This is a genomic window from Nitrospirota bacterium, from assembly GCA_016214855.1.
Classification (GTDB): domain Bacteria; phylum Nitrospirota; class Thermodesulfovibrionia; order Thermodesulfovibrionales; family UBA6898; genus UBA6898.
Genome location: JACRMT010000005.1, coordinates 63806 through 87082, shown reverse-complemented (window position 1 = coordinate 87082; position 23277 = coordinate 63806). Strand labels below are relative to the sequence as shown.

General features: G+C 51.4%; 16 protein-coding genes and 1 pseudogene. 5 read left to right on the top strand and 12 right to left on the bottom strand.

What is annotated here, in order from left to right:
* Positions 1–151: 151 nt before the first annotated feature.
* From HZB62_07010 to HZB62_06990, 5 genes are all read right to left on the bottom strand, one after another.
* A complete protein-coding gene (locus tag HZB62_07010) occupies positions 152–820 on the bottom strand; it encodes a Crp/Fnr family transcriptional regulator (protein ID MBI5074901.1) in 669 nt (222 codons plus the stop codon).
* Positions 821–980: 160 nt separating this feature from the next.
* Positions 981–2099 carry a DUF362 domain-containing protein gene (locus tag HZB62_07005; GenBank protein ID MBI5074900.1) on the bottom strand — a complete coding sequence of 373 codons (1119 nt, stop codon included), beginning with the start codon at positions 2097–2099 and terminating at the stop codon, positions 981–983.
* Between the two features lie 14 nt (positions 2100–2113).
* A complete protein-coding gene (gene rsmI, locus HZB62_07000; GenBank protein MBI5074899.1) occupies positions 2114–2950 on the bottom strand; it encodes a 16S rRNA (cytidine(1402)-2'-O)-methyltransferase in 837 nt (278 codons plus the stop codon).
* Between the two features lie 43 nt (positions 2951–2993).
* The gene (locus HZB62_06995) at positions 2994–3245 is read right to left on the bottom strand and encodes a hypothetical protein (GenBank protein ID MBI5074898.1); all 252 of its coding nucleotides are present in this window, start codon (positions 3243–3245) and stop codon (positions 2994–2996) included.
* Positions 3246–3405: 160 nt separating this feature from the next.
* Positions 3406–5136, bottom strand: a complete 1731-nt coding sequence (locus HZB62_06990) for an NAD+ synthase (GenBank protein MBI5074897.1) — start codon at positions 5134–5136, stop codon at positions 3406–3408.
* A gap of 75 nt (positions 5137–5211) precedes the next feature.
* Between HZB62_06990 and HZB62_06985 the strand changes: the two genes are divergently transcribed.
* The gene (locus tag HZB62_06985) at positions 5212–6054 is read left to right on the top strand and encodes an RNA methyltransferase (GenBank protein ID MBI5074896.1); all 843 of its coding nucleotides are present in this window, start codon (positions 5212–5214) and stop codon (positions 6052–6054) included.
* A gap of 72 nt (positions 6055–6126) precedes the next feature.
* Here the strand turns inward: HZB62_06985 and HZB62_06980 are convergent, their stop codons facing one another.
* Positions 6127–9432: an AsmA-like C-terminal domain-containing protein gene (locus HZB62_06980; protein MBI5074895.1), complete on the bottom strand. Its 3306-nt coding sequence runs from the start codon at positions 9430–9432 to the stop codon at positions 6127–6129.
* Between the two features lie 17 nt (positions 9433–9449).
* Complete coding sequence (locus tag HZB62_06975; GenBank protein ID MBI5074894.1) at positions 9450–9785, bottom strand: hypothetical protein; 336 nt, start codon at positions 9783–9785, stop codon at positions 9450–9452.
* A gap of 149 nt (positions 9786–9934) precedes the next feature.
* Between HZB62_06975 and HZB62_06970 the strand changes: the two genes are divergently transcribed.
* Positions 9935–10495 carry a hypothetical protein gene (locus HZB62_06970; GenBank protein MBI5074893.1) on the top strand — a complete coding sequence of 187 codons (561 nt, stop codon included), beginning with the start codon at positions 9935–9937 and terminating at the stop codon, positions 10493–10495.
* A 192-nt stretch (positions 10496–10687) separates the two neighbouring features.
* Complete coding sequence (locus HZB62_06965; GenBank protein ID MBI5074892.1) at positions 10688–11230, top strand: hypothetical protein; 543 nt, start codon at positions 10688–10690, stop codon at positions 11228–11230.
* Between the two features lie 95 nt (positions 11231–11325).
* Here HZB62_06965 and HZB62_06960 read toward each other — a convergent pair whose 3' ends face one another.
* From HZB62_06960 to HZB62_06950, 3 genes and pseudogenes are all read right to left on the bottom strand, one after another.
* Positions 11326–13740: an FAD-dependent oxidoreductase gene (locus HZB62_06960; GenBank protein MBI5074891.1), complete on the bottom strand. Its 2415-nt coding sequence runs from the start codon at positions 13738–13740 to the stop codon at positions 11326–11328.
* Positions 13730–15300, bottom strand: a pseudogene (locus tag HZB62_06955) (4Fe-4S binding protein). Before HZB62_06955 ends, HZB62_06960 begins: the two are co-directional and overlap by 11 nt.
* Positions 15279–16388, bottom strand: coding sequence for a glutamate synthase (locus HZB62_06950; GenBank protein MBI5074890.1), 1110 nt, complete (start codon positions 16386–16388; stop codon positions 15279–15281). The pseudogene HZB62_06955 and the gene HZB62_06950 overlap by 22 nt, the downstream one beginning before the upstream one ends.
* A 315-nt stretch (positions 16389–16703) precedes the next feature.
* Here HZB62_06950 and HZB62_06945 point away from each other — a divergent pair, with 315 nt between their 5' ends.
* The gene (locus HZB62_06945) at positions 16704–16964 is read left to right on the top strand and encodes a hypothetical protein (GenBank protein ID MBI5074889.1); all 261 of its coding nucleotides are present in this window, start codon (positions 16704–16706) and stop codon (positions 16962–16964) included.
* Between the two features lie 41 nt (positions 16965–17005).
* Here HZB62_06945 and HZB62_06940 read toward each other — a convergent pair whose 3' ends face one another.
* Both HZB62_06940 and HZB62_06935 read right to left on the bottom strand, forming a co-directional pair.
* Entirely contained in the window at positions 17006–18985 is a 1980-nt protein-coding gene (locus HZB62_06940; GenBank protein MBI5074888.1) for a tetratricopeptide repeat protein, read from the bottom strand.
* 3 nt (positions 18986–18988) lie between these two features.
* Positions 18989–19708, bottom strand: a complete 720-nt coding sequence (locus HZB62_06935) for a serine/threonine-protein phosphatase (GenBank protein MBI5074887.1) — start codon at positions 19706–19708, stop codon at positions 18989–18991.
* A gap of 333 nt (positions 19709–20041) precedes the next feature.
* On the opposite strand from HZB62_06935, the gene HZB62_06930 reads away from it, so the two are divergent.
* The gene (locus HZB62_06930) at positions 20042–23266 is read left to right on the top strand and encodes a carboxypeptidase regulatory-like domain-containing protein (GenBank protein MBI5074886.1); all 3225 of its coding nucleotides are present in this window, start codon (positions 20042–20044) and stop codon (positions 23264–23266) included.
* The last annotated feature ends 11 nt before the right edge of the window (positions 23267–23277 follow it).

The following is a 23277-nucleotide window of genomic DNA, read 5'->3' as shown; positions in this document are numbered from 1 at the left end:
GGGTAATCCTTAAATCCCTCCTAACCTCCCTTTGCTAAAGGGAGGCATTCGTAACCCCTCTTTGGCAAAGAGGGGCGAGGGGAGATTTGTTCAAAGAAAATTCTTATCACATCTGTTACAAAGAGTGAGAGAGGAAGCACTATAGATGCAATCAGGTCAGGGATCTCAGTTTTTCGAGGTCCCTGATGACGATCTTCCCGGACTTTGAAACAACCAGACCTGCCTTGGCAAGCTTGCTCATGGTCCTTATGGATGTCTCGACGGTTGTACCGACCATCTCTGCAATATCCTGCTTGGTCAGCTTCATGTTAATTGCAACGCCTTCGGCAACCTTCTCTCCCGATTTTTCGGATAGCTTGATCAGGAGCGATGCGATCCTCGATTCGACCTTTTCAAGGGCAATGCTTTTCAGGGTTTCATGAGTGTCCTTAATCCTGTCCCCAATATTCATTGCCATGCAGTACATAAGATTCGGCAATTTATCCATGAGGGAAAGAAGGTTCTTCCGAGAGATCTTCAGCATCTCGCTGTCTTCCATCGCAACAGCATTCGCCGGGTAGGGGAATCCACGAACAACCGCAATGCCCCCGAACATCTCATAAGGCGAAATGATCTCAAGGATGATCTCCTTGCCTTCATTCGACAGCTTGGTGATCTTGGCCTTGCCTGTTTTTACAATGTAGAGCCACTCTGAAGGGTCACCCTCAGAGAATATCGACTCTTTCTTTGCAAAGGTCTCGGACAGAAGGTATCGGGATAGCTCTCTCACCTCCTCAGCGCTTAACGTATTGAAAATGGAAACTTTTTTGATATCAAACATGGCAGATCACCTCCGTGCTTTTTTCTAAAATTATAATTAACAGTCAGCCTGTATATTTTTCTTGACAAGTCAGTACTATTCTGGTTACATATAATCAGTAAGCGCCTCGTTACCTCCCCTAAGCTGCTGTCCATATTCCACGGACAGCAGCATTTTTTTATCAGATTTCTGCCAATTCGTATTGCCGTGACCCAAGGCCGAGCCTTTCAGCCTCCTCCACCTGCAGTATATAGGGCTTGGCATGCAGTTTCATGAATATATCGTCACCCTTCTGAAGGTTCCGGTCAGCAGCAAGGGACTGCTCAAGCGGCCCTGCATGTAACAGCATATCAATGCTTGCCTGCTCTATTGCCACCAGATCCTCAGATATCAGGATACCTAAATCCTGGATTACCGGGACGTCTGCAGATGGCATGCAATCGCACTCAGGCTGAATCTCGGTCAAAAAGTTGATATAGATGATCTTCCTCGGTTCAAACGTTCCAATTACCGCCTTTGCAGCCTCAGCCAGCGAGCGCATAAACCGCTGGTCATCACCAGGCAGGGTCAGCGACTCATTTTGGCAGACCCTCTCACACCTTCCGCACCTCCAGCAGATGTCGCGGTTCCAGACGATCTCGTCATCCTTGAAGGTAATGGCATCAAGCGGGCAGACTTCCTTGCACTGAAGACAGAGTTCGCATTTGTCAGAGTCCCAGACCAGTTCCCCTTCGCCGATTGTATGCATTGCCCCTCTACCGCATTTCCAGCCGCAGGTGCGATGCGAACTGCTCACGCCTCCCATGGCAAGGTTCTTTATGGCTCCTGCGTACCCGGCGTTGATATGGCCCTTAACGTGGGAGCAGACGACCATGGCAGGCACATCATGGACCAGCGATGCCACCGCTATCTGGCCAAGAATCTCGCCAGCCTTGACCATGATGCTGTCATTGCCGTACAGGCCGTCAGCGATCACAAGAGGGGCTCCGACACTCAGATGATTGATGCCGTTCTGGTTTGCCACCTCAAGATAGTCCAGCCCTTTTATCCGAACCGTGTCCGTAACAAAGGGTTTTGCGCCGATCCGCTTGAGCGCATCAACAACCTTTCTGAGAAAAACAGGCCTCACGATCCGGTGAGCGCCCTCTGAGCCAAAGTGTGTCTTCACCGCGATCCATTCTTCTGGACTGAAATAGTTCATCAGACCTATCTCTTTCAGGAGGTGCTCAAGTTTCCCCGGCATGCTGTCATCATATTTCCATTTTCTGGCCCGTGCCGATGCAAAATAAACCTTTGCCATTATCGATCTCCTCTTTAGCCTTCAAGACTTCTGTCGTACAGTTCTTTCTTGCTGAACCCATATGCCTCTGCGATCTTCTTCACTGATTCCTTTCTACCCAGCCCTTTTCTCATCAATTCTCTGACCTCTTTCAGGGCGTCATCCATATGCAGCTCCCCTTTTTCAGGCCTTCCTTCAAGAATGATCACATATTCTCCGGCAATGGTCGAATGCTCCAGGCCATCCAGAACTGCAGGAACCGTGCCGCGGAAGACCTCTTCATGGAGCTTGGTCAGCTCTCTGATCACAACGACCTTTCGCTCTCCCATCATCTCCGCAATGTCTGCGATCGTCTCAAGGATCCGATGCGGGGCCTCGTAGAATACAAGCGTGCGCTGTTCAAGGCTGACCTGTTCAAGCGCCTTTCTCCTCTGTGTTTCCTTTGCAGGAAGAAAACCGCAGAAGGTGAATTCCTCAGTCGAAAATCCTGAAAGAGAGAGCGCTGTTATTACTGCAGACGGTCCCGGAACAGGAACAACCCTTATGCCCTCTTCAATCGCCTTTCCTATGAGCACGGTTCCAGGGTCTGAAATGCCGGGCGTGCCGGCATCCGATATAAGGGCAACAGACTGGCCGTCCTTCAGTCGCTGGAGCGTTTCTTCAGCCTTGACCTTCTCTTTCTCTCCCCAGTAGCTGACAAGCGGTTTCCTGATATTAAAGTGGTTCAGCAATTTAAGCGAATGACGGGTATCCTCTGCTGCAATGAGGTCAACCTCTTTGAGGATGCGCAAGGCACGCAGCGTAATATCCTCAAGGTTGCCGATAGGTGTCGAGACGATGTAGAGCGTGCCTTTCATATCGAATAAGGGCATCCGGGGAGGACAGAGGCATAAGGGAGGGCAATGCGCATTCTGTTCACTTCAGATTAAGCATTTTCCGCAGTCTTCTGTCGGCCTTTACGATCTCGTCAGCATCATCGCCGCTAAGCTCCCAGGTGTACTCGTCCTTCGGCGACCGCCTGAGCTTAATCTTTACCGGTTTTTTCGGCTTGATCTGCTGAAGTTCAGGCTGCTTTTTGAAAACAAACGCATCCTTTTCAGATGCGTGGGAAAGCAGGGCAAAGGACAGAAAACCCACCACCACAGTCATGTTTAGCAATAGGGTCACAAGTAAATTTACACACTTAAAAAATCTCCCCTCACCCCTCTTTGCCAAAGAGGGGCATGATACCTCCCTTTGGCAAAGGCCTGTCCCCGAATGGGGAGAGGATAGGAGGGATTTATTAGCCAATATCTTCATGCTTTTGAACTTCTTTGCGCCAGACGCATCAGTAACTCCTGTACCTGTTCGTTATCGGAAACCGCCAGTCCCGTCCAAAGGCCCGCGCTGTTATCTTGATGCCGGGAGGAGACTGCCTTCTTTTGTACTCACTTCTGTCAACCATGCCTATGACCCGTTTTGTCTGCTCCTGGGATACGCCGAGATCAAGGATATGATCAAAACTGAGTTCATATTCGATGTATGCCTTAAGCACCGGATCAAGCTGATCATACGGAGGGAGCGAGTCTGTGTCCTTCTGGTTCGGCTTCAGCTCTGCAGTTGGCTCCTTTACCTGGACCCTCTCCGGAATGATCTTTTGCTTGTTAACTGCATTGCGCCACCTGCAGATATCATATACCAGGGTTTTTGGGACATCCTTGATCACCGCAAATCCGCCCGCCATATCACCATAGAGCGTTGCGTACCCTACGCTCATCTCTGATTTATTGCCTGTGGTCAGCACCAGCCAGCCGAACTTGTTCGAGAGCGCCATAAGCAGATTGCCGCGTATGCGCGCCTGGAGGTTCTCTTCCGTGGTATCCCTTCCCCTGCCCTTGAAGTGAGGGTCCAGAACCTTCATGTAGCTTGCCATGATCCCTCTGATCGGAAGATCTTTGAGCTTAATGCCGAGGTTCTTCGCGAGCTGTTCAGCGTCTTCTCTGCTCTCCTTTGAGGTATAGGGCGAAGGCATGAATATGCCGGTCACGTTCTCGCTGCCAATCGCATCAACTGCTATGGCCGCAACAAGCGATGAGTCGATGCCGCCGCTCATGCCGATCACAACGCCCTTAAACCCGTTCTTCCTCACATAGTCAGCAGTGCCCAATACCAGCGCCTGATAAACCTCTTCTTCCCTTTCCTTGAATGATTCTGTCAGCGGCAAGGGTAAAGACTTTCTCGCTGCATGGTCAGGGAGAGCAATGCTGATCTTCCTGATAGAGCGAGGGGGTCCCGTCTGCCCAGTATCCACAGGCAGAAGGTCCTTTCGATATCTCTGCTCTCTGCTCACATCGATATCGAGCAGCAGCATGGCCTCTTCGAACTGTGCTGCCCGGGCGATCAATCTGCCCTCGTAATCATAGACCATGCTGCAGCCATCGAAGACAAGCTCGTCCTGACCGCCCACAGCATTCAGATATGCAATGAAGACCCTGTTTTCGCGCGACCGCTCTTCAAGGATCTTTTCTCTTATCGCCGGTTTCCCCATCTCATACGGAGATGCATTGATGTTAATAATAATATCCGCACCTGCCCTTGACTGAGTCAGGGCAGGACCGTTCCTGTGCCATATGTCCTCGCAGATGTTTATACCTGCCTTGATGCCATTAAGCGTATAAAGCGGGAAACGGCTCCCCGGCCTGAAATAGCGGACCTCATCAAAGACACCGTAGTTCGGCAGCAGGATCTTGTGATAACTGTCCTTCATCCTGCCGTCTGCTATTACCGCAGCAGCGTTATACAGGTTGCTATTCAAGCTGTCGACAAAACCTATGACAGCGGCAATGCCTGTTGTTTTACTGATGATCTTTTTGAGCGCTTCCTTGTTGTCGGCAATAAATTGAGGTTTAAGAAGAAGGTCTTCCGGCGGGTACCCGGTTATCGCAAGCTCGGGAAAGGCAATAACATCAGCCTTCTGCTTCTTTGCCTTCCCGATAAAGGAGATGATCTTGCGGGAATTACCCTTCAGGTCGCCGACCGTTGAGTTCATCTGAGCGAGCGCAATGCGAAGCGTTTTCATGCAAAAATCCCTTGCAGCATGGGTACATAATAAAGCATAGCAGAGCCTTTGTAAAGAATCGGAATCCCTGAAAATATGGCCAGAAAATTGATAAACTACTGTATGGTAAACTGGAAAGACAATGTCTCCTTTGTTCTTGTCGAACCAAAGGAATCGGGCAACATCGGCGCTTCTGCCCGTGCGATAAAAAATATGGGTTTTATGAACCTCTGCATGGTGAACCCTCCTTCACAGCTTACGGATGAGGCCCGCTGGTTCGCCTGCAATGCCCTTGATGTTCTGGAAACAGCACGATCATATCCCGATTTCAGGAGCGCGATAGCGGACAAGGCGATTGTGGTCGGCACCAGCAGGAGGACCGGCAAGCGCAGGGGCATGATCCTTCCGCTTGAGCAGGGGGCAAAAAAGATCATTGAGAGGGCAAAGGCAGGCAAGGTCGCTATACTTTTCGGCAGAGAAGCCAAGGGACTCCTTAACGAAGAGGTTGACGAATGCGGTCTCCTGCTCACGATCCCGACGAGCAAAGAGCACAGATCGCTGAACCTTGCGCAGGCTGTATTGATCGTTGCCTATGAGCTTTTGAAGGCGGGATATGAAAGTCAGGAGTCAGGGGTTGGGGATCAGGGGTTGGCAGAAAAAAGCAGAACGAGAAACAGCAGGAAGAAACCGTCGCCAAGGATGATGGAATCAGGGGAGTTCGGTACACAGCTCGTCAGTTACGAAGAGATACATACACTCTACGATCGCATGGCAGAAATACTGAAACTGCTTGAATACATTCCGCGCGGTGACCGGGATATCGAGGCAAAGATCATGCAGAACCTGAAGCACTTCATCGCCCGCGCAGGCCTCACAGACTGGGAGTTGAATATGCTGCACGGCATCCTTAGCCAGATAGAGAAGAAGGCAAAGAACTAACGCAGTCGGATGATAGCCGTGCCTTAAGCTGACTTTCCATGAACCCCGTGAGTTCCGGCAAGGTTCAGCCTCTTACTCCTGCCTTGCCTTTGGAAACAGGGGGGACAGTATGCTCACCGGCAGGTTCAAGGTGCGTTTCATCATGCCCGCAAGGCTGGAAGCAATCGCTGAGGGCGAGAGATATGTTACCTTCGGCTCGGCCGGGGTTCCCGTAACCTTAACAGGCACTGAGATCACTGAATCGCCCAACAGATCACCGATGATAGGGGTCTTTCCGATCAACTTGTTCATCTGTCTCAGCGGAGCTACCATGACGTTCAGATCAAGCTGGTTATCCATGAGATTCAGCGAGCCCTGGGCAACAACTTCAATAAGCGCGCTGTCAATAATGGCCTCCTCGACAACAAGGGACCCTTTGCCGACTGAAGCAGTGACCTTGAGCAATTCATAGGAGAGATCGCTTTTATCAAGGTCTGGCATCTGTCCGCTGAGCTCCTCGCCCCTGTTAAGAAAATCAAGGACCGTATCCAGTGTCTTGTAGCGATAAATGATCCCCTTTTTTGCGATCAGTTCGACCTTCCCTTCGACGAGCTTCTTGAGATCCTCAACCCTGCCGCGGCCCTTCAGATGGCCGTTGAGCGCAAACCGCCCCGTGGCGTCGCTCCTTCCCCCGGAGAGGCAGGTGACAGTCGGCTTCAATTCCTGATCTGATGCGTCGAAATGCAGGTCAATGCCTATTTCCGGGTCCGCCTTATCAGATGAAATGCTGATATCCCCGATCGTCGCTACGCCGCAGACCCGGGATTTGCCTATCTTGACATCCGTTCTTCCCGTATTCAGCGTAACGTCCGCACTGAACGGTGCAATCAAAAATCCCTGGTAATCTAACCTCTCAGCCTTCAGCCTGACAACACCCTGAACATTCAACGGCTTTTTCTTCTTTTCTGATTGCAGCCGCTCCCTGGAGCTGTCACCCTCCGACCTCATGACAGTATCCCATACAATACGATCAGAAGATATATCCAGGTCAACAACCACGCCGCCCGCCTCTGGCGTTGCATTCCCCTTCAGAAAGACAGCATGTTCGCCGAGCCTGATGCGGGCAGAGTCTACGATAATGCTGCCCCTGTCAGCGTTTAATGCCACTGAATCGATCATGACCGACAGATCCTTTTTCCACGGCAGAACGATCTTTTCGCCCCGGAGCCTGCCCTGGGCGATGATATCCGATGAGCCCCTCTCGCTGAACCCGACAGAAATATCGCCCTGCACCATGCCGCCCTGTATCTGCGGCGTGGTAATGATCCTGGCTGCAGTAGACGTATCAAGTCTGCCCTTGAAGCTCAGCTGCTTTTTCTTTTCCTGAAGATCAATGCTGAACGATGCTTTTGATACTGCATCTGACAGTTCGAGTCTGCTGATCGTCAGGCGGTCCAGACCCTTTGCAAGCTCTATCACGACAGCCTGCCCGGTCTCTGTCCTCATTGCACCCTGAAATGCTGTCTCCCCCTTTTCCTGCCATGTCAGATGCGCATCTGAAACGGCAATGGTCTGGTCGGTCCTTATGTATTCAGGAATACTGAAGGCAGTTTTTATCCATTGCAATGCCTTTGGACCGACCATCCCTGAAAGCCTGATATCGGCCTTTCTCACATTCTCAAGCGATGTATTGAGAGAACCTGATATCAGCGGAGAGGCATCGAGAAATCTGACACCGGCACCGGAAAAAGTGAGCTGACCGGTCTTGAGGGCAAACTTGCTGCTGTTCACGGTCAGGGAGCCCGGTAAAAGCGGAGTAGTAATCATCAGTTTTTCGGCTGTACCAGACAGTGTGAGATCCCAGTTCTGCGAATTCATAACCAGCCCCTGAAAGGCCAGGGAAGACAGATTAAACCTGCCGCTGACAGAGGTTATTTTGCCGGGCAGGGCCTTCAGTTTCTCATAAGACGAAAGCCAGCGATGCACCTCTGCAGCATTAATGGTCCCCTTCCCTGAGAGGATCCTGAGAAAAGCCCTGTCTCCGGTCTGCAGCCCTGCAGCCAACCCGGAAAAAGCAGACGTTCCTATCGTTCCCGCCAGGTCCTTCACAGCAACTCCCGTATCATCATAGGAAAAGCCTCCCTGGTGAACTGCTATGGGCAAGGGAACCCTGTCATAGTTGACAGAAAATTTCAGTTTTGTAATATCCACCTTTGCCCTGACTGATGCCAGACTTTCGCCCAGAGCAAGTCTTCCTTCTGCCTTGCCGTCCATTGTCCGTATATGACCAAGTTCCTGATGAAATTCGGGATCCTTTACTACGCGGTTCAGAACAGCATGAACGTCCTTCATATCTGCAGAGACAGCTGCATCAGCCTGAAATGGCGCATCCTTTCCTTTCAGGCCGATCCTGAGCTTGCCGTCGCTTATCCGCGAATGCATAAGCTCACCCCTGAGCTCACTGCCCTGGAGAATGCCTTCTGTTATATCGCAGTTTCCGCTGACATCCCTGAAATCAAGACCGAGCCGGGAAAGCATAACGGCACCCTTATTCAGTCTTCCTTTGATCTTCATGTTCGCCGCTTTCCCCAGGTCAGCAAGGGCACTGCCGCTGCTCACAAAAGAGATCTGCTCTACGGTGCCTCCTCTCAGGATATCAAAGATCTCCAGCAGCACCGGGACATCATCTGCAAAGGCAAGGGTCGCGTGTCTCACAGAAGGGATATCAAGACCCTTTCCCTTTGCCTCAAGGCCGATCATATTTGCAGAAGGGTTGACCCTGAATGCTCCGGACAGGAACATGCCGGGGTCTGTGCTGCTCAGTCTGTCGATGGTGAGTACAACTTCGTCTTTCGTGTTTGTAAGCTCTGCGCGCAGCCAGATATCCTTCACAGAAACCGGAGAGCGGCCAGGCTTCTCAAGAACAATGCCCCCATGGTTAATGCTGAGCCTGATATCCGGCGCACCGAGGGTCAGCGAACGCATCAAGACGACTATCTCATCAAGAGTCTCTATCTTATCATCTCTTTCGGCAGGGATACGGAGGGTAAAAGACGGTTCATCTATCTGCATCTTTGCAAGTCTCACTTCTCCGCGGAAAAGAGGTCTCAGCGCAGGAAAGATCGTGACGGTCCTGATCGTTCCGCTCACCTTATCCGGAATGGTCAGGCCCGCATTCCGGATAATGACGCGCGGAAGGGGAAACACGGATATATCCGCTTCTTGAAAAGTGACTGTGCCGGCGATGCTCTGAGAGAGGATGTACACGATCTTCTCCCGGACCATTTCCCTGCTGATGAAGCGCGGCAGAAGAAATGCGGCAACAGCACCGATGAGCAGGATCAACCCTGCTGCTATGTACAGCCGCCTGAGAAGCTTCTTACTGCTGATGGAAAGCATAACCGTTTCTCATTTGATCAGGAGCAGACCCTTTCGATAAGTGCCTTCGAGGATTTCACAAAACAGACGCCCTGCGGCAGATTGCAGTTTCCTGCCTTCTTCTGACCGACAGCGTCCGGCACAGGATGAAGATCGGCAAGCATCGTCCTGATGTCGGCAAGCATGGCCGAGTCCTGTTCCGAAAGGGCCGGCAGTTCGGCTGCTTGGACATCAAGAAACTCAGCCACGCCTTCCCGGACATGCTGCACACTGTTTGTAAATGCCTTGCAGTCACTGCATAGAGTGTCATTCTGCTGATTCGCAAGCACCCCTGCAATAAAGTGGTAGTAGCGGATTCTCTTTACGTCATCCATGTTGTGTCATCCTTCCATCGCTCAGTTGTCTATCGCTGCTTTTTTTATTATAGAACGTTCTCCGGCCACGGTGCTGATATGACATCCATACGCCCGATATCAGGATAGCTAATATGCTAAAATGTAGCCAATCCTTTATAACCTGATATATGAAGAAAGAAAATACACAACATCCGGTCCAGAATTCCTTCACCGGAAACAACATCGAAAACATACGGAAGGCGATCGCTCAGGGCAAGAATATCCTTATCTGCGGTGTCGAGGGTGTCGGCAAGATCACAAACACGGTACAGGCGGTAAAAGATGCGACCAATGTCTATTACCTGGGAAACCCTCTTGACTATGAGGGCAAGATGCGGCCGGGAAGCTATGAAAAATACCTCACGTATATCAATTCATTAAAGAAAGACATCAGGATCATCGAGGACATAGAGGGGTTTTTAACGATCACCCAGCCGGTCATCCTGATCATTGATGAGGTTTATGGCAGGAGCGACGCAGAGTACGCCCAGATCAGCAGGCTGCTGGACATGAAGAACGTCCAGATCATACAGATCACCGGATGCATCAAGAACATGAAGCGCCTGATCGACAAGATCGATTTTATCCTTGAACTGCATATCGAAGGAGCCTTCTCTGTTGAAAAAGATCTTGCCCAGGCGATCTGTCGAATTCTGGGCAGAGAAAAGCCGGTCAGCAAACTTTTCTGAAAATAAAATAGCCCCTCAGTCCCCTCCATGGTTGACCGTTATGTCAGCCTTCTCTCCTTCATCGCCTCACTGATGGCAGCAACCATAGCATATCTATACAAATCCGCACCACAGGGAGTATCATAAATTTGTCTGGTATTACATGAATATCCATAGCAAAAAAGGGAGGAACATGCCATGAAGAAGACTGCAATGCTGCTCTGTGCTATCTGGTTTTCCGTTTCTGTGACCTGCGCATTCGCCGGCGACAAAGCACCGCAGAAGGTAGTTGATCTCGCCGCAACGCTTGCGAAATACGGAACAGACGCGGTAATCGTAGCCGCCGTGAAAGAAGAAAATGCCAGGGGCAAGACCCTATCTCAGATCCAGGAAGCAGATAATAAATGGATGGCTGTATCCGGTGTTAACGACTTCATGAGGAGTCTTATGGACTCTGAATGTGCTAAACGTCTGAAAGAGATAACAAAGACCTTGCCGCAGATCGTCGAGATATTTGCGATGGATAATCAGGGAGCTAACGTCTGCATGACCAACAAGACATCTGATTACTGGCAGGGCGACGAAGACAAATTCATTGAGTCCTACAAGGGTGGAAAAGGGGCGATCCATATTTCCGAAGTCAATTTCGACAAAAGTATCAGCGAGGAGATCGTACAGGTCTCAGTCCCCGTAAAGGACGGCAGCAAGGTGATTGGCGCAATCACCTTCGGCGTTAACCCGAGAAAGATGAAGTAGGGTTTTCTGAAGACCGGCCTGCTCCTCATCACGATCAACAATAAAAAAAGGGCCTGCAAGTTTGCAGGCCCTTTTAATCATCATGAAGATACTGTTTATACGTTCTCTATCATCTCCCAGACCCCGGTCGGGCAGATACCTGCGCAGAATCCGCAGCCGATGCATTTTTCCTCATCAACCACATACTCAAACGCCCCGCCTTCAAGCTCATTCCGGCTGATAGCACCCCAGTAGCAGGTCGCCTCGCACATGTGACAGTCACGGCAGGACGCACAGGACAGACATTTATGCCCTTCTTTCTCGACCGTGAAGTCTCCGGTGCTTGCCTCATAGTATTCCCGCTTGATCTTTTCATACGAAATGACCTGCTTGATCTCCGGCGCGCGCGGTGCATGCATGAGCTGATAATGCACGGTCTCTGCAACAAGTCTTCCCTGGCCGATCGCGTGGGTCACCAGCCCAAGGCCGGTTACATCGCCGATAGCAAAGACCTTTACGTCGGAGGTCTGGTTGATGTTGTTGACCGCGATCCAGCCGCGCTCTGTATGGACGTCGGAAGGGAGGAAATCGAGCACCGGCACATCGCCGACAGAGATGATCACCACATCCGCGTCAAGAGAAGAACCGTCCTTGAAATAGATCATCTTCCCTGCATGATCGTACCGTTCGGTGATCTTCGGGTACAGGATCTGCGTGCCTTTTGACGTTGCAGCTTCCATCTCCTTGCCGAATGCAGCAGGCTTCTGGATATCAACTGCAATGACCGACTCTGCGCCGAAGTTGTACGCCTCGGACGCCACGTCCATACCTACATTACCGGCACCGATCACCACGACTTTCTTGCCTTTGAGGTCGTGGATCTTGCCGCTGTTCGTCTCCTTCAGAAAATCGTACGCAGTAGCCACATGATCGGAACCGGGGAATGGGATCATCCGGCCCTTCTGTGCTCCAACAGCAACGATCACGATCTCATGCTCCTTGTAGATCTCACCGTATTTCTTCCGGTCGATCTCGGCATTAAGCTGAACCTTTACCCCAAGCTCGCTGAACCTCGACAGCTCTTTCTCAAGGATCTGGTGCGGCAGACGCTCCCGCGGTATGCAATGTTCGATCTTTCCGCCGAGCTTTCCTGATGCCTCATAAAGATCTACGCTATGTCCCTTAAGGGCAAGCTGCCAGGCAGCGCTGAGTCCGCCGGGCCCGCCGCCGATGACCGCTATTTTATGATTGGTCGGCTTCTCCTTTTTCGGAGCAGGCAGATCAAGGGCAAGACTGCCGAGCTTATCGATCGCAAGAGGCTTGTCAATGAGGCCTCTGGTGCAGCCTGTCATACAGAGGTTCGGACATATCTGGCCGCAGACCGTTGCAGGAAGCGGGCTGTATCTGAGCACCAGGTCCAGAGATTCCTGAAGCAGACCCTGCCTGATAAGCGTTGCCCTTTTGTGCGAAGGAATGAGCGTTGGGCATGCATAGGCACAGGGAGGGTTATATTTCTCATTCGCCCAGATCGGCTTGTTTCTTCTTTCTCTGCCGGTCGTAATGTAAGGAAGCAGGGTAAGGTCATGGTCAAGGTATTCGGCAAAGATCCCTCCCTGGCCAACAGCCTTTTCCCAGTTGTTCTTGCGGAAGTCGACCGTGGACATCTTAAGCGGCTTTTTCGCCCTCTTCTCCTGAGGCGTGTAAGCCATGAGCTTTTTCCAGTCTGAAACAGAGCTGGTGAGCTCTTCGTAATGAGAAGTCCGGTCGATCGCTTCGAGATAGGGCTTCATGTTCGTCGTCAGCCATTCCCAGTCCTGCTCAGTAAGGTCAAGAAGCTTCACATCCTTTTCGCTGTAACCCTGGATCGGGCCGCGGAAATAGATAGTGCCGCCGACCATGCCGACACAGGGACGGTATCCTAATATGTTCTCGGGATTCCGGGAATTTACGCCGCAGACTACTGCAATGCCCCCTGCCTTGAACTCTGCAAAGGAGTCCCCGACATTCCTGAAATACCAGGACTGCGGAGGTTCAAAGCGCGGATTGCGTTTGGTCATGGTGTCGCAGCGCGCACCGCCGCCGCCCTGCACATAAAGAATGCCCTGCGCAGCAGCATTGAACGCGCCGTTCGTAACATCGCCGAGCACCGTGATCTTTGCACCGCAGTTTATCCAGCCTGCATCATCAGAAGCGCTGCCTTTAACCAGGATCTCGGTCCCATCCATGCCCATGCTGCCGATCCTCTGGCCTGCCGTACCTTCAACCGTGATCTTTATGGTCTCGCCTTTCGGCCAGATGCGGCCGCCAATGCCATGCTGACCCTCAGCGATCACGCGCAGCTCGCGAACACCGCTCTTCACAGCCTCCTGGATCTGTTCCTCAAGTATCCGGGAAGGAACACGATTGCCGCTGACATTACCCTTAATGGTAAAGGGTGATGGGTGATGGGTGATGGGTAAAGAATCTTTTTTCTTTGTGTTTTTCTTCTCATTACTCATTACTGTTAACTTCTTGCCGCCTTTAGCACGCATAGCTTATTCCCAACCTCTCTGCAATTGCTTTGTCGTCAACGCTCAAGCCGTCTGACATGCCGATAGGCAGCTCTGTCGATCTCCCCAGGGGAGCAAAGATCTTCTTCAGCTCAGTGTCTGCTGCCTTAAAAACCTCAACAACGCGCTCTGCCACCTTGTCTGGATCAAGCCGCCGGTACAGCTTCGGGTCCTGCGTCGTGATACCGCGCGGGCATTTGCCGACATTGCAGAGGTTGCAACGGTTGTATTCATCGCCAAAGCAATCTGCTGCAGCCTGCATAATGTATTTTCCGATCGCCACGCCTGATGCGCCAAGCATGATCAGCGCGGCCGCATTTGCCGCGAGATTACCCTTCTTGCCGACACCACCTGCTGCAATAAGCGGCAGTTCGTTCTGCTTGCCCTGCTTTACCAGGTCAAGGTAGCACTCCCTGATGTTCGATGCGATCGGATGTCCCATCTTGTCCATCGAAACATTGTATGCTGCGCCTGTACCGCCGTCCTCACCATCAATGCAGAGTCCTGCGGCAAAGGGGTTCCTTGCAAGATTATTCAGGACTGCCTTTGCGGTCTTGGACCCTGAGATCTTCGGATAGACCGGCACCCTGAAGCCCCAGGCCATGGACATGGACTGGATCATCTTTGCGACCGCCTCTTCGATCGAGTATTTCGTCTGATGAGTCGGAGGCGATGCAAGGTCAACGAACTGGGGCACGCCGCGGATCTTCGAGATCAGCTTCAGCACCTTCGCTGCCATCAGCAGACCGCCGTCCCCGGGCTTTGCTCCCTGACCGTATTTGATCTCAATGGCAGCAGGGTCTTCGATCATATGCGGGATCGATCTGACGATCTCGTCCCAGCCGAAATAGCCCGAGGCTATCTGGATTATGAAATATTTAAGATAGCGGGATCTGAGCAGCCGTGGCGGCATACCGCCCTCTCCCGAGCACATCACAACAGGCATTCCCTCGACTTCATTGAGGTATGCCACTCCCATGGCAAGGCCTTCCCACATAGGCGGGGAAAGCGCGCCGATAGACATGGAGCCGATCATGATCGGGTATATCTCCCGGACCGGCGGGATAAAGATATCGCTCTTCTTGTCCATCCGGAGCCTGTCGCCAACCACCGAAAGCGGCATCTGTTCGGGCGACATGACCCGGCCTAACAATGTCCTGATCCGGAACTCATGCCTTCCCGCATCAAGCGCAGGGTCAGTGAGCATCGATATCCTGGTGAACTTCAGCCTGTCAAGCGTTGATACAGCCGGATCGTTCCTTCTTCCGCCCCGTTTATATCCATCACCGCCCTTGTTCTTATAGTGGAGGAACTTGGACTGGGGATTAAGCTCCGGCTCGATCGCCTCGTTCGGGCATACCAGTGTGCAGGAACCGCAGCCTGTGCAGTAGCGTTCCATATCCTTCACCTGCTCGACCATCTGGACAACCTGCCGAACAGAAGACGGCGTCGGCAGAGGGGGTCATCCCTCCAGCGGATGATATAGGGGAACTCCCTGAGCGAGAGTTTATGATTATTGTCTAACCGTGCAGCTGGTTCCATACCTTCACCTCCTGTGCATCCGGTGAAATGATCACCATATCGTATTTCATCGGGAAAATATCCTTTGTCCTGTCCCTTTTCGGCACAGCGCTGTCAACGCCGCATTCTTCCGACATGAGGGCGTATCTGCCCTTCATGCCGCCCACAACACCCGGCCTGAGCTTCTTCGAATCCTGCACCATGAATACCCTGTTGTCAGGTGTAAACCCGATCACCATGTTGGGGCCGTCAATACAGAGCTGCCGCATGGACTGCTTCATCAGCCCCACCGCATCAGCGTCGGATCTTTTTACGATCTCTGCCGATTTGAGAGGGGTTATGACATCCTTGTAATAATGGAGCGGAAACCCGAGCTGCCTCACCGTGTAGTGAAGGATGTGGGTAAAGACCTCGCTGTCGCTGTTGTATCCTGTGTACCCGGCGAAACCCCTGCTCGAAAGGTATTCCCTGATCGGCACAAATGCCGTATTCTCGCCATTGGTCATGGAACAATACCCCTGGATGAAGAAAGGGTGACAGGCATAGAGATAGATCGCATAATTGGTGTTCTGCCTTCCCTGGGCAAAGATGATCTTTGCCTTAAGACTGTCTCTGTCAAGACCGAAGAATTCTGCGACCTGAAGCGGGTCACCGACCTCCTTGATCGTGATCACATCAGGATAAAAAGAGAAGGCGAAGATGGAGCCGTCTGACTCTCCCAGCCTCCGCAGGGCAAGCCGCGTACACATCAGGAGTTCTTCCTTGTCCTTTACAGGCTTGTTCCTGCAAGCCTCAGGGTAATCATAGGCACGGGCAAAATAATGGCCGCGGCTGATGATATCGTCCACGGGACGCGTCTTCGGCTTCCACTCATGTTTGAGCTTGAAGCCCTGTCTCTTCATATAGTCGTCAAGGACCTTCCTGCCGTCCCGGGAACAGATGCCCGAAAGGACCGGATACTTCTTCAGCTTCTCGAACTCACCCCCAAGATCCTTGAGCGTCAAACCGAGACCTGATCCGTCATGTCCCTCTTTCATGGTCTCAAGGGCAAGGACAGGCTCCATGGGCGAGATGTATTCTTTTGATGTAATCGCGGCAAGTCTGCACATATCTGTTACCTCTACCTTCTGTTCTTTAAGAATAGGCAAAAAAAGCGTCTCTGCCCATACTCTGGCATAAGACGCCCATACGTTAGCCGCATGCCGTCTGTTATTATATAAAAGTGCTGATTTTCATTTCAAGGAAAGTTTAGGCATTACCGGCCAGCGCACCGCGGCGTTCCGGCAGAAGGCTGACATATACTTTGATGCGGGTAATTCAAAACTCTGGAAGATTGCTGCCATTTGTCTCAGACTGGCCCGGGATGGACGAAATATTGTATCGTAATACGGGACAAATAACGTATCTAATTATGATAGGGGGACATGATGAGCGGCAAGCCTAAGGCAGTCGAAAACTTCGAAAATGAAAGAGATACAATGGACCAGTTTGCGTCCATATCCTTTGAGCACCCCATAGACAGGCTGAAACACCATATCCTGCAGACCAGGGGCAAGATCATTAGATCAGAATGTTCCTTTGACGGTACAGCCTATGTAATATGGGAAAGCCAGGGTAAGCAGTACCGGGCATGGTGCACCTGGCCGGATAGCGATTCCAATATAACCTGGAAGGCATTACCCTAAGAACAGGCGACCCCTTCATTGTATTCTGTCAGGCTGTTCGATCACCCCTGGCCTTTCTGCAGGTGATCACGCAATTTCCCGATCATTTCCTTTGCCTTGTCCCGACGGTTGTCCTGCGGACGCGAATACCTGACAAACTCCTCATATGCGCCTAATGCCTCACGATACATATTTTTTCTGATAAAGGCGCTGCCCAGATTGTGATAGGCATCTGCAAAGCCGGCTTTTTTCACAACAGCTTTTCCATACGCAATGACGGCCTCATCGGTCTGCCCCTTCCTCATATAGGCTGTGCCGAGATTGTTATGGGCATCAGCATATTGGGGAGCAATTCTCACCGCATCCCTGAACGACTGTATCGCATCGTCAAGATCATTTTTTGCAAGATAGGTAATGCCGAGTTTATAATAAGCCTCGGAAAAGTACGGATTGATCCTGACCGCTTCTTTGTACGCAGCAATTGCCTGATCGGTCAAGCCTTTTTTATACAGCGCAACGCCAAGATTCACATAGGCTGCATCAAAATCGGGATTGGATCGTAATGCCTCTTTGTATTCCGTTATTGCCGCGTCTATATGCCCGCTATTGAACAAGGCGATCCCGAGATTAAAATGCGCAGCATTCAGATCACTATCAATGCGGAGAGCCTCGCGATAAGAGATGATCGCCTCCTTAAAAAGACCCTTCTGTGCTAATGCATTGCCAAGATTATAGTGTGCATCCGCATTTTTTGGGTTCAGCCGAATGCTTTCTCTGTAGTTCCTGATCCCTTCTTCAACAAGGCCAAGATTGGTCAGCGACATGCCCTTATTGATAAGCTCGCCATCTTTAAGATCCTCAATATGGGGCGGTGGCGGAGGTTTTTCTCCTGTTCTCTTTGTGATCTCCCGATGAAATATCTTCTCAAGGTCCATCCTCAGGGAACGAAAATCTTCATACCGTTTATCACGTCTCTTCTGCAGACACGTTGTGATAACGTCGGCAAGAACCTCTCCTTTTCCGGGTATTTTCGGTATCGGATAGTCCTTATGAGCATGCCTCCAGGTATCGCCTTTCCGCGGTTCAAAGGGGAGTTTTCCGTTATTCACCATTTGAAAAAGAATGATGCCGAAGCTGTAGATATCACTTTTCACCTCAGAAACGCCGTAAAACTGTTCCGGAGCCATCCACGGAGGCGAACCGGCAACTATCCTGTTGTTATAGGTCGAAAGGAATGTCAGCCCTTTCTGGTTCTTCTGTATCAGATCCCTGATCTCCTCTGTCTGCTCAGCCTTGTTCCATAGTCCGACAAGACCAAAATCCGTGATCTTCACATCGCCGTCCATAGTTATCATGATATTATCCGGCTTTATGTCACGGTGAGGTGTGACACCCTTTGAGCAGGCATATTCCATGCCGTAACAGAACTGGATCGCCCATTTCAATGTCTGCTTAAGAGAGAACGGGCTCTTCAGATATGGCGTGATCGTATTTCTGCCCAACCCGTCAGGAGATATGTACTCGCAGCCGATGAACATATGGTGATCGATCTCGCGGGCCCAGTATGCCCTGACGATATAGGGATGTTTTTCAAGATATATCCAGGCGAGCGCCTCTTTCTTGAAATTATCCATGGTTTTTTTTGAGTCAAGATATCTGTTCTGCAATGTCTTCAGTGCCAGCGACCTCTGGTGCTCACAGTCGTAACAGACATAGACAATGCCCATGGCGCTCTTGCCTTCGCCGCCGCATATTTCCTGGACCTGATATCTTCCACCGATCACGTCATCGACCTTATAGCTTCGTTCCCCGGAACAAACAGGGCTTTCCCGATCTTGCCCGAATCGGGGTTTTTCGGCAGACCGCGGCTCAGATCTGCCGGTGGGAGGCTTTAGGCCAGAGTTCAACAAAGACCCGCATTTTCCGCACTTCGGCTGTTCCGGCAGTCTTGATCTGAGAACCCTGTTTTTTACCTGACAACTGCTGCAGGCGATGATGACCGCTTCCGGTACGGCAGTCTCGCCCTTTATTGGATCAGTCATGGATTATTGCATCACCGCAATCAGAGATATGTTATCCTTGCCACCTTTATTATTTGCACTGCGGACCAGGGCATCCACCACACTGCTCATCTCCCCGTTATGCACTGACAGGATATCCTGAATATCGTCATCACCCAGCATGTCTGTCAGTCCATCAGAGCAGAGAAGCAGAATATCCGCGCGAAGCAGTGCTACAGTTTTTGTGTCCGGGACAGGACATGCACGAGGTCCAACCGCCTGCGTAAGAGCATGCCACATGCGCTGGGGAACCTTTTCACCCTTCCGGGGACCATGTTCGGCATACGCATCGCTGAAGGTATGGTCCCTGGTAATTCTCCGTAATGTGTCCCGAAACAGATAGGCCCTGCTGTCACCGGCATGACAGACAAATGCATTTCCGTCTCTGATATACAGTTCAACAAGCGTTGTTCCCATGCCATAGAGCGCCTCATCGGATGCTGCCTTGGCCTGAACAGCGCGGTGCGCCCGGTACAAAGCCTCTTCCATGACAGCCAGCACCGCACGTTCATCCCCTGCCTGCTCTATTTCTTTCAGGATAAAGGCATGTGCCTCTTTTACCGCGATATCGCTTGCAACTTCTCCGGCATTGTGTCCGCCCATGCCGTCTGCAAGCAGAAAGATGCGATGCTGTTCATCGACCAGGACGGCATCTTCATTGTTCTCTCTGACATGCCCCAACGCTGTCTTCCAGGCTACCTTCACCTTGCATGACCTTTTCTGACTTGTGTTATTTTGAGCCGCGATCACTATCACTCACCAAACCAGCCAGCATTGCCACTTTTCGCGCATTATCTGTAATTGTATCACACAGGAGATTTCGCAGAATATTGTCTCCGGATTAAAGCTGCTCCTAATTGTGGTAATAATATGCCCCATGGAGAAAAAGTCCGTCGATTTCCGGCTGTTTCATGTACCTTCAGGCAGCGTGTTACAGACGCAGCAAAAAGTTTGCTTAATTCTCTTAGTGATTACTATACTAAATAAGTAAAGTAGGAGGTTCTTGAAATGATTATATCGGTAAATGATAGATTGTATATGAAGTTTTTGGTGTATCTGGTGGCAATTGTTACGTTGTTTAACGTAACCAGGGCATATGCTCAAGCTGCAGGTATTGACAAGGCTCCTCTTGAGGTCCTTGAGGCTGTGGCCGCAGGACAGTCCGAGGAGATCATAGTTCTTTTCGACGATATTGCTGTTCAGAATGAAGCAGCAACAATGCGATCAGCTATCGGCTCCAGTCATGACACAAGTGAGATACTTGAGGTGAAGAAGGCAAGATATGAAGTCCTGAAGCAAGAAATCATGGGTATTCTGCCTGTTGGAGAGCAGGAGGTCATAACAGACTACAGTCATCTTCCGATGGTATTTATGCGAGTGGACTCCCTCAATAGCATGCAGAGACTGCTGTCCCAACCTGGTGTGCTGAAGATTTTTCCTAATGGAGTAAAGTATCCGGTTCTCACGTCAAGTCTTCCTTTTATCAATCAGCCTCAGGTAGCTGCCTTAGGCCTAAAGGGTGGCAACACAGCAGTAGCAGTTCTTGATACTGGCGTAAATTATCTGCACTCTGCTTTTAATAACTCCCCAGGTTCCTGCGGCACAACACCGCCTGCTGACTGCTGTCCAGGTGGGAATTGCTTGGCAGCGCCACCTGCAGCCCCTGCAGGCTGCAAGGTTGCCTGTGTTCATGATTTTGCACCCAGCGACGGGGTGCTCGATGATAACGGTCACGGAAGTAATGTTTCAGGCATTGTGGCGGGTGTTGCACCTGATACAAAAATCATAGGGCTTGATGTTTTCACCGGCAGCTCAGGATGGGATTCGGACATTATTGCTGCCATCAACTGGGTTATTGCGAAGAAGTCAGCGTATAACATTGTGGCCATGAACCTGAGTCTTGGTGATGGGGCCAATAACCCTGCGCCCTGTCCGGATGATGTCTTTGCTCCACCGATCAACAATGCGAAGGCAGCAGGGATTCTTGCGGCTATCGCATCAGGCAATGATTCATATATTGACGGTATATCTTCTCCTGCGTGTGTGCCTGCTGCAGTCTCGGTAGGCGCAGTTTATGACGGTAATATTGGGGGGGTCGGCTATTCGGGCTGTACTGACTCAACCACGGCTCCTGACAAAGTGACCTGTTTTTCGAACAGCTCCAACTTCCTGACCATACTGGCGCCGGGTGCTGATATTACTGCCGGAGGGTGGATAATGTATGGCACTTCGCAGGCAACACCCCATATTGCCGGGTCTATTGCGGTATTGAAAGGAGCAGGAGCCTTTCCTTCAGACACTCCAGACCAGACTGTCCAGCGCATGACAGGCACAGGGGTATTGGTTACTGATTCAAGAAATTTTATCACCAAACCCCGCATTAATCTCCTTGCTGCAACAGCAGGCGCGGTAGTAACCTACTCAATCTCAGGCACAGTCACCTTGGGCGGCAATCCCCTGTCCGGCGTCACTATGACCCTGTCCGGGGCTGCAAGCAGCAGCACGACAACCGACGCATCCGGCAACTACTCGTTCTCCGGACTTGCTAACGGTAACTACACGGTTACTCCATCCAGAACCGGATATACTTTCACTCCTGTCAACAGGGCAGTCACTGTCAGCGGAGCCAATGTCACAGGTCAGAACTTTACTGCCCAGGCCTCAACAGCGACCTATTCCATCTCCGGGAGTGTGGCAACTTCGGGAGGCATTGGTCCTGGAGGCGGTCCGTTGTCTGGTGTTACGATGACCTTATCCGGGGCCGCCAGTGGCACTACAACTACCAATGCATCAGGCAATTACTCTTTCACGGGACTTGCAACTGGCAACTATACGGTCACTCCAGCTAAGCCTGGAAATACGTTTACTCCTGTCAACAGGGCAGTCACTGTCAGCGGAGCCAATGTCACAGGTCAGAACTTTACTGCCCAGGCCTCAACAGCGACCTATTCCATCTCCGGCACGGTCACTTCCGGTGGTAGTCCTTTGTCCGGAGTTTCTATAACACTCTCCGGAGCCTCCAGTGGCACCACAACTACTAATGCCTCAGGCAATTACACGTTCACTGGCCTCGCCAATGGTAACTATGCAGTCACGCCAGGTCTTGCCGGATATACCTTCACTCCGACAAACAGGGCAGTCACAATCAGCAGCGCCAATGTGTCCGGTCAGAACTTTACTGCCCAGGCCTCAGCAGCGACCTATTCCATCTCCGGCACGGTCACCTCAGGCGGCAATCCCCTGTCCGGGGTCACCATGACCCTATCCGGGGCTGCAAGCAGCACCACTACAACCAATGCGTCTGGCAACTACTCGTTCTCCGGTCTTGCCAATGGCAACTATATAGTCACGCCGGGTCTTGCCGGATATACCTTCACTCCGACAAACAGGGCAGTCACAATCAGCAGTGCCAATGTTACAGGCCAAGACTTTACTGCTCAGACTGTCGTCCCAGGGAACTACTCCATCTCCGGGAATGTGGCAACTTCAGGTGGGGGCATTGGTCCAGGTGGGGGATCGGGCAGCCCGTTGTCCGGCGTAACGATGACACTCTCCGGAGCCTCCAGTGGCACAACAACAACCGACGCATCGGGTAATTACACATTCTCTGGCCTCGCAAATGGCAGCTATACCGTTGCTCCATCCAGAACCGGATATACCTTCACGCCTGTCAACAGGGCTGTCACAATCAGCAGCGCCAATGTAACAGGCCAGAACTTTACTGCCCAGGCTGCCGTTCCTGGGAGCTACTCAATCTCAGGCACAGTAACGCTCGGCGTCAGCCCGTTGTCCGGTGTTGCGATTACACTCTCTGGAGCCTCCAGTGGCACCACAACAACCGACGCATCAGGCAATTACTCTTTCACGGGACTTGCAAATGGCAGCTATACGGTTACGCCAGGTCTTGCCGGATATACTTTCACTCCTGTCAACAGGGCAGTCACTGTCAGCGGAGCCAATGTCACAGGTCAGAACTTTACTGCCCAGGCCTCAGCAGCGACCTATTCCATCTCCGGGAGTGTGGCAACTTCGGGAGGCATTGGTCCTGGAGGCGGTCCGTTGTCCGGTGTTACGATGACCTTATCCGGGGCCGCCAGTGGCACTATAACTACCAATGCATCAGGCAATTACTCTTTCACGGGACTTGCAAATGGCAACTATACGGTCACTCCAGCTAAGCCTGGAAATACGTTTACTCCTGTCAACAGGGCAGTCACTGTCAGCGGAGCCAATGTCACAGGTCAGAACTTTACTGGCAATTAGTTCGTTTGAAG

What these genes read in the sequence shown, in the direction of transcription:
- HZB62_07010 (MBI5074901.1), bottom strand. Translation starts at nt 820, where the DNA reads ATGTTTGATATCAAAAAAGTTTCCATTTTCAATACGTTAAGCGCTGAG.
- HZB62_07005 (MBI5074900.1), bottom strand. Translation starts at nt 2,099, where the DNA reads ATGGCAAAGGTTTATTTTGCATCGGCACGGGCCAGAAAATGGAAATAT.
- rsmI (MBI5074899.1), bottom strand. Translation starts at nt 2,950, where the DNA reads ATGCCCTTATTCGATATGAAAGGCACGCTCTACATCGTCTCGACACCT.
- HZB62_06990 (MBI5074897.1), bottom strand. Translation starts at nt 5,136, where the DNA reads ATGAAAACGCTTCGCATTGCGCTCGCTCAGATGAACTCAACGGTCGGC.
- HZB62_06985 (MBI5074896.1), top strand. Translation starts at nt 5,212, where the DNA reads ATGGCCAGAAAATTGATAAACTACTGTATGGTAAACTGGAAAGACAAT.
- HZB62_06980 (MBI5074895.1), bottom strand. Translation starts at nt 9,432, where the DNA reads ATGCTTTCCATCAGCAGTAAGAAGCTTCTCAGGCGGCTGTACATAGCA.
- HZB62_06975 (MBI5074894.1), bottom strand. Translation starts at nt 9,785, where the DNA reads ATGGATGACGTAAAGAGAATCCGCTACTACCACTTTATTGCAGGGGTG.
- HZB62_06970 (MBI5074893.1), top strand. Translation starts at nt 9,935, where the DNA reads ATGAAGAAAGAAAATACACAACATCCGGTCCAGAATTCCTTCACCGGA.
- HZB62_06965 (MBI5074892.1), top strand. Translation starts at nt 10,688, where the DNA reads ATGCTGCTCTGTGCTATCTGGTTTTCCGTTTCTGTGACCTGCGCATTC.
- HZB62_06960 (MBI5074891.1), bottom strand. Translation starts at nt 13,740, where the DNA reads ATGCGTGCTAAAGGCGGCAAGAAGTTAACAGTAATGAGTAATGAGAAG.
- HZB62_06950 (MBI5074890.1), bottom strand. Translation starts at nt 16,388, where the DNA reads ATGTGCAGACTTGCCGCGATTACATCAAAAGAATACATCTCGCCCATG.
- HZB62_06945 (MBI5074889.1), top strand. Translation starts at nt 16,704, where the DNA reads ATGATGAGCGGCAAGCCTAAGGCAGTCGAAAACTTCGAAAATGAAAGA.
- HZB62_06940 (MBI5074888.1), bottom strand. Translation starts at nt 18,985, where the DNA reads ATGACTGATCCAATAAAGGGCGAGACTGCCGTACCGGAAGCGGTCATC.
- HZB62_06930 (MBI5074886.1), top strand. Translation starts at nt 20,042, where the DNA reads ATGAAGTTTTTGGTGTATCTGGTGGCAATTGTTACGTTGTTTAACGTA.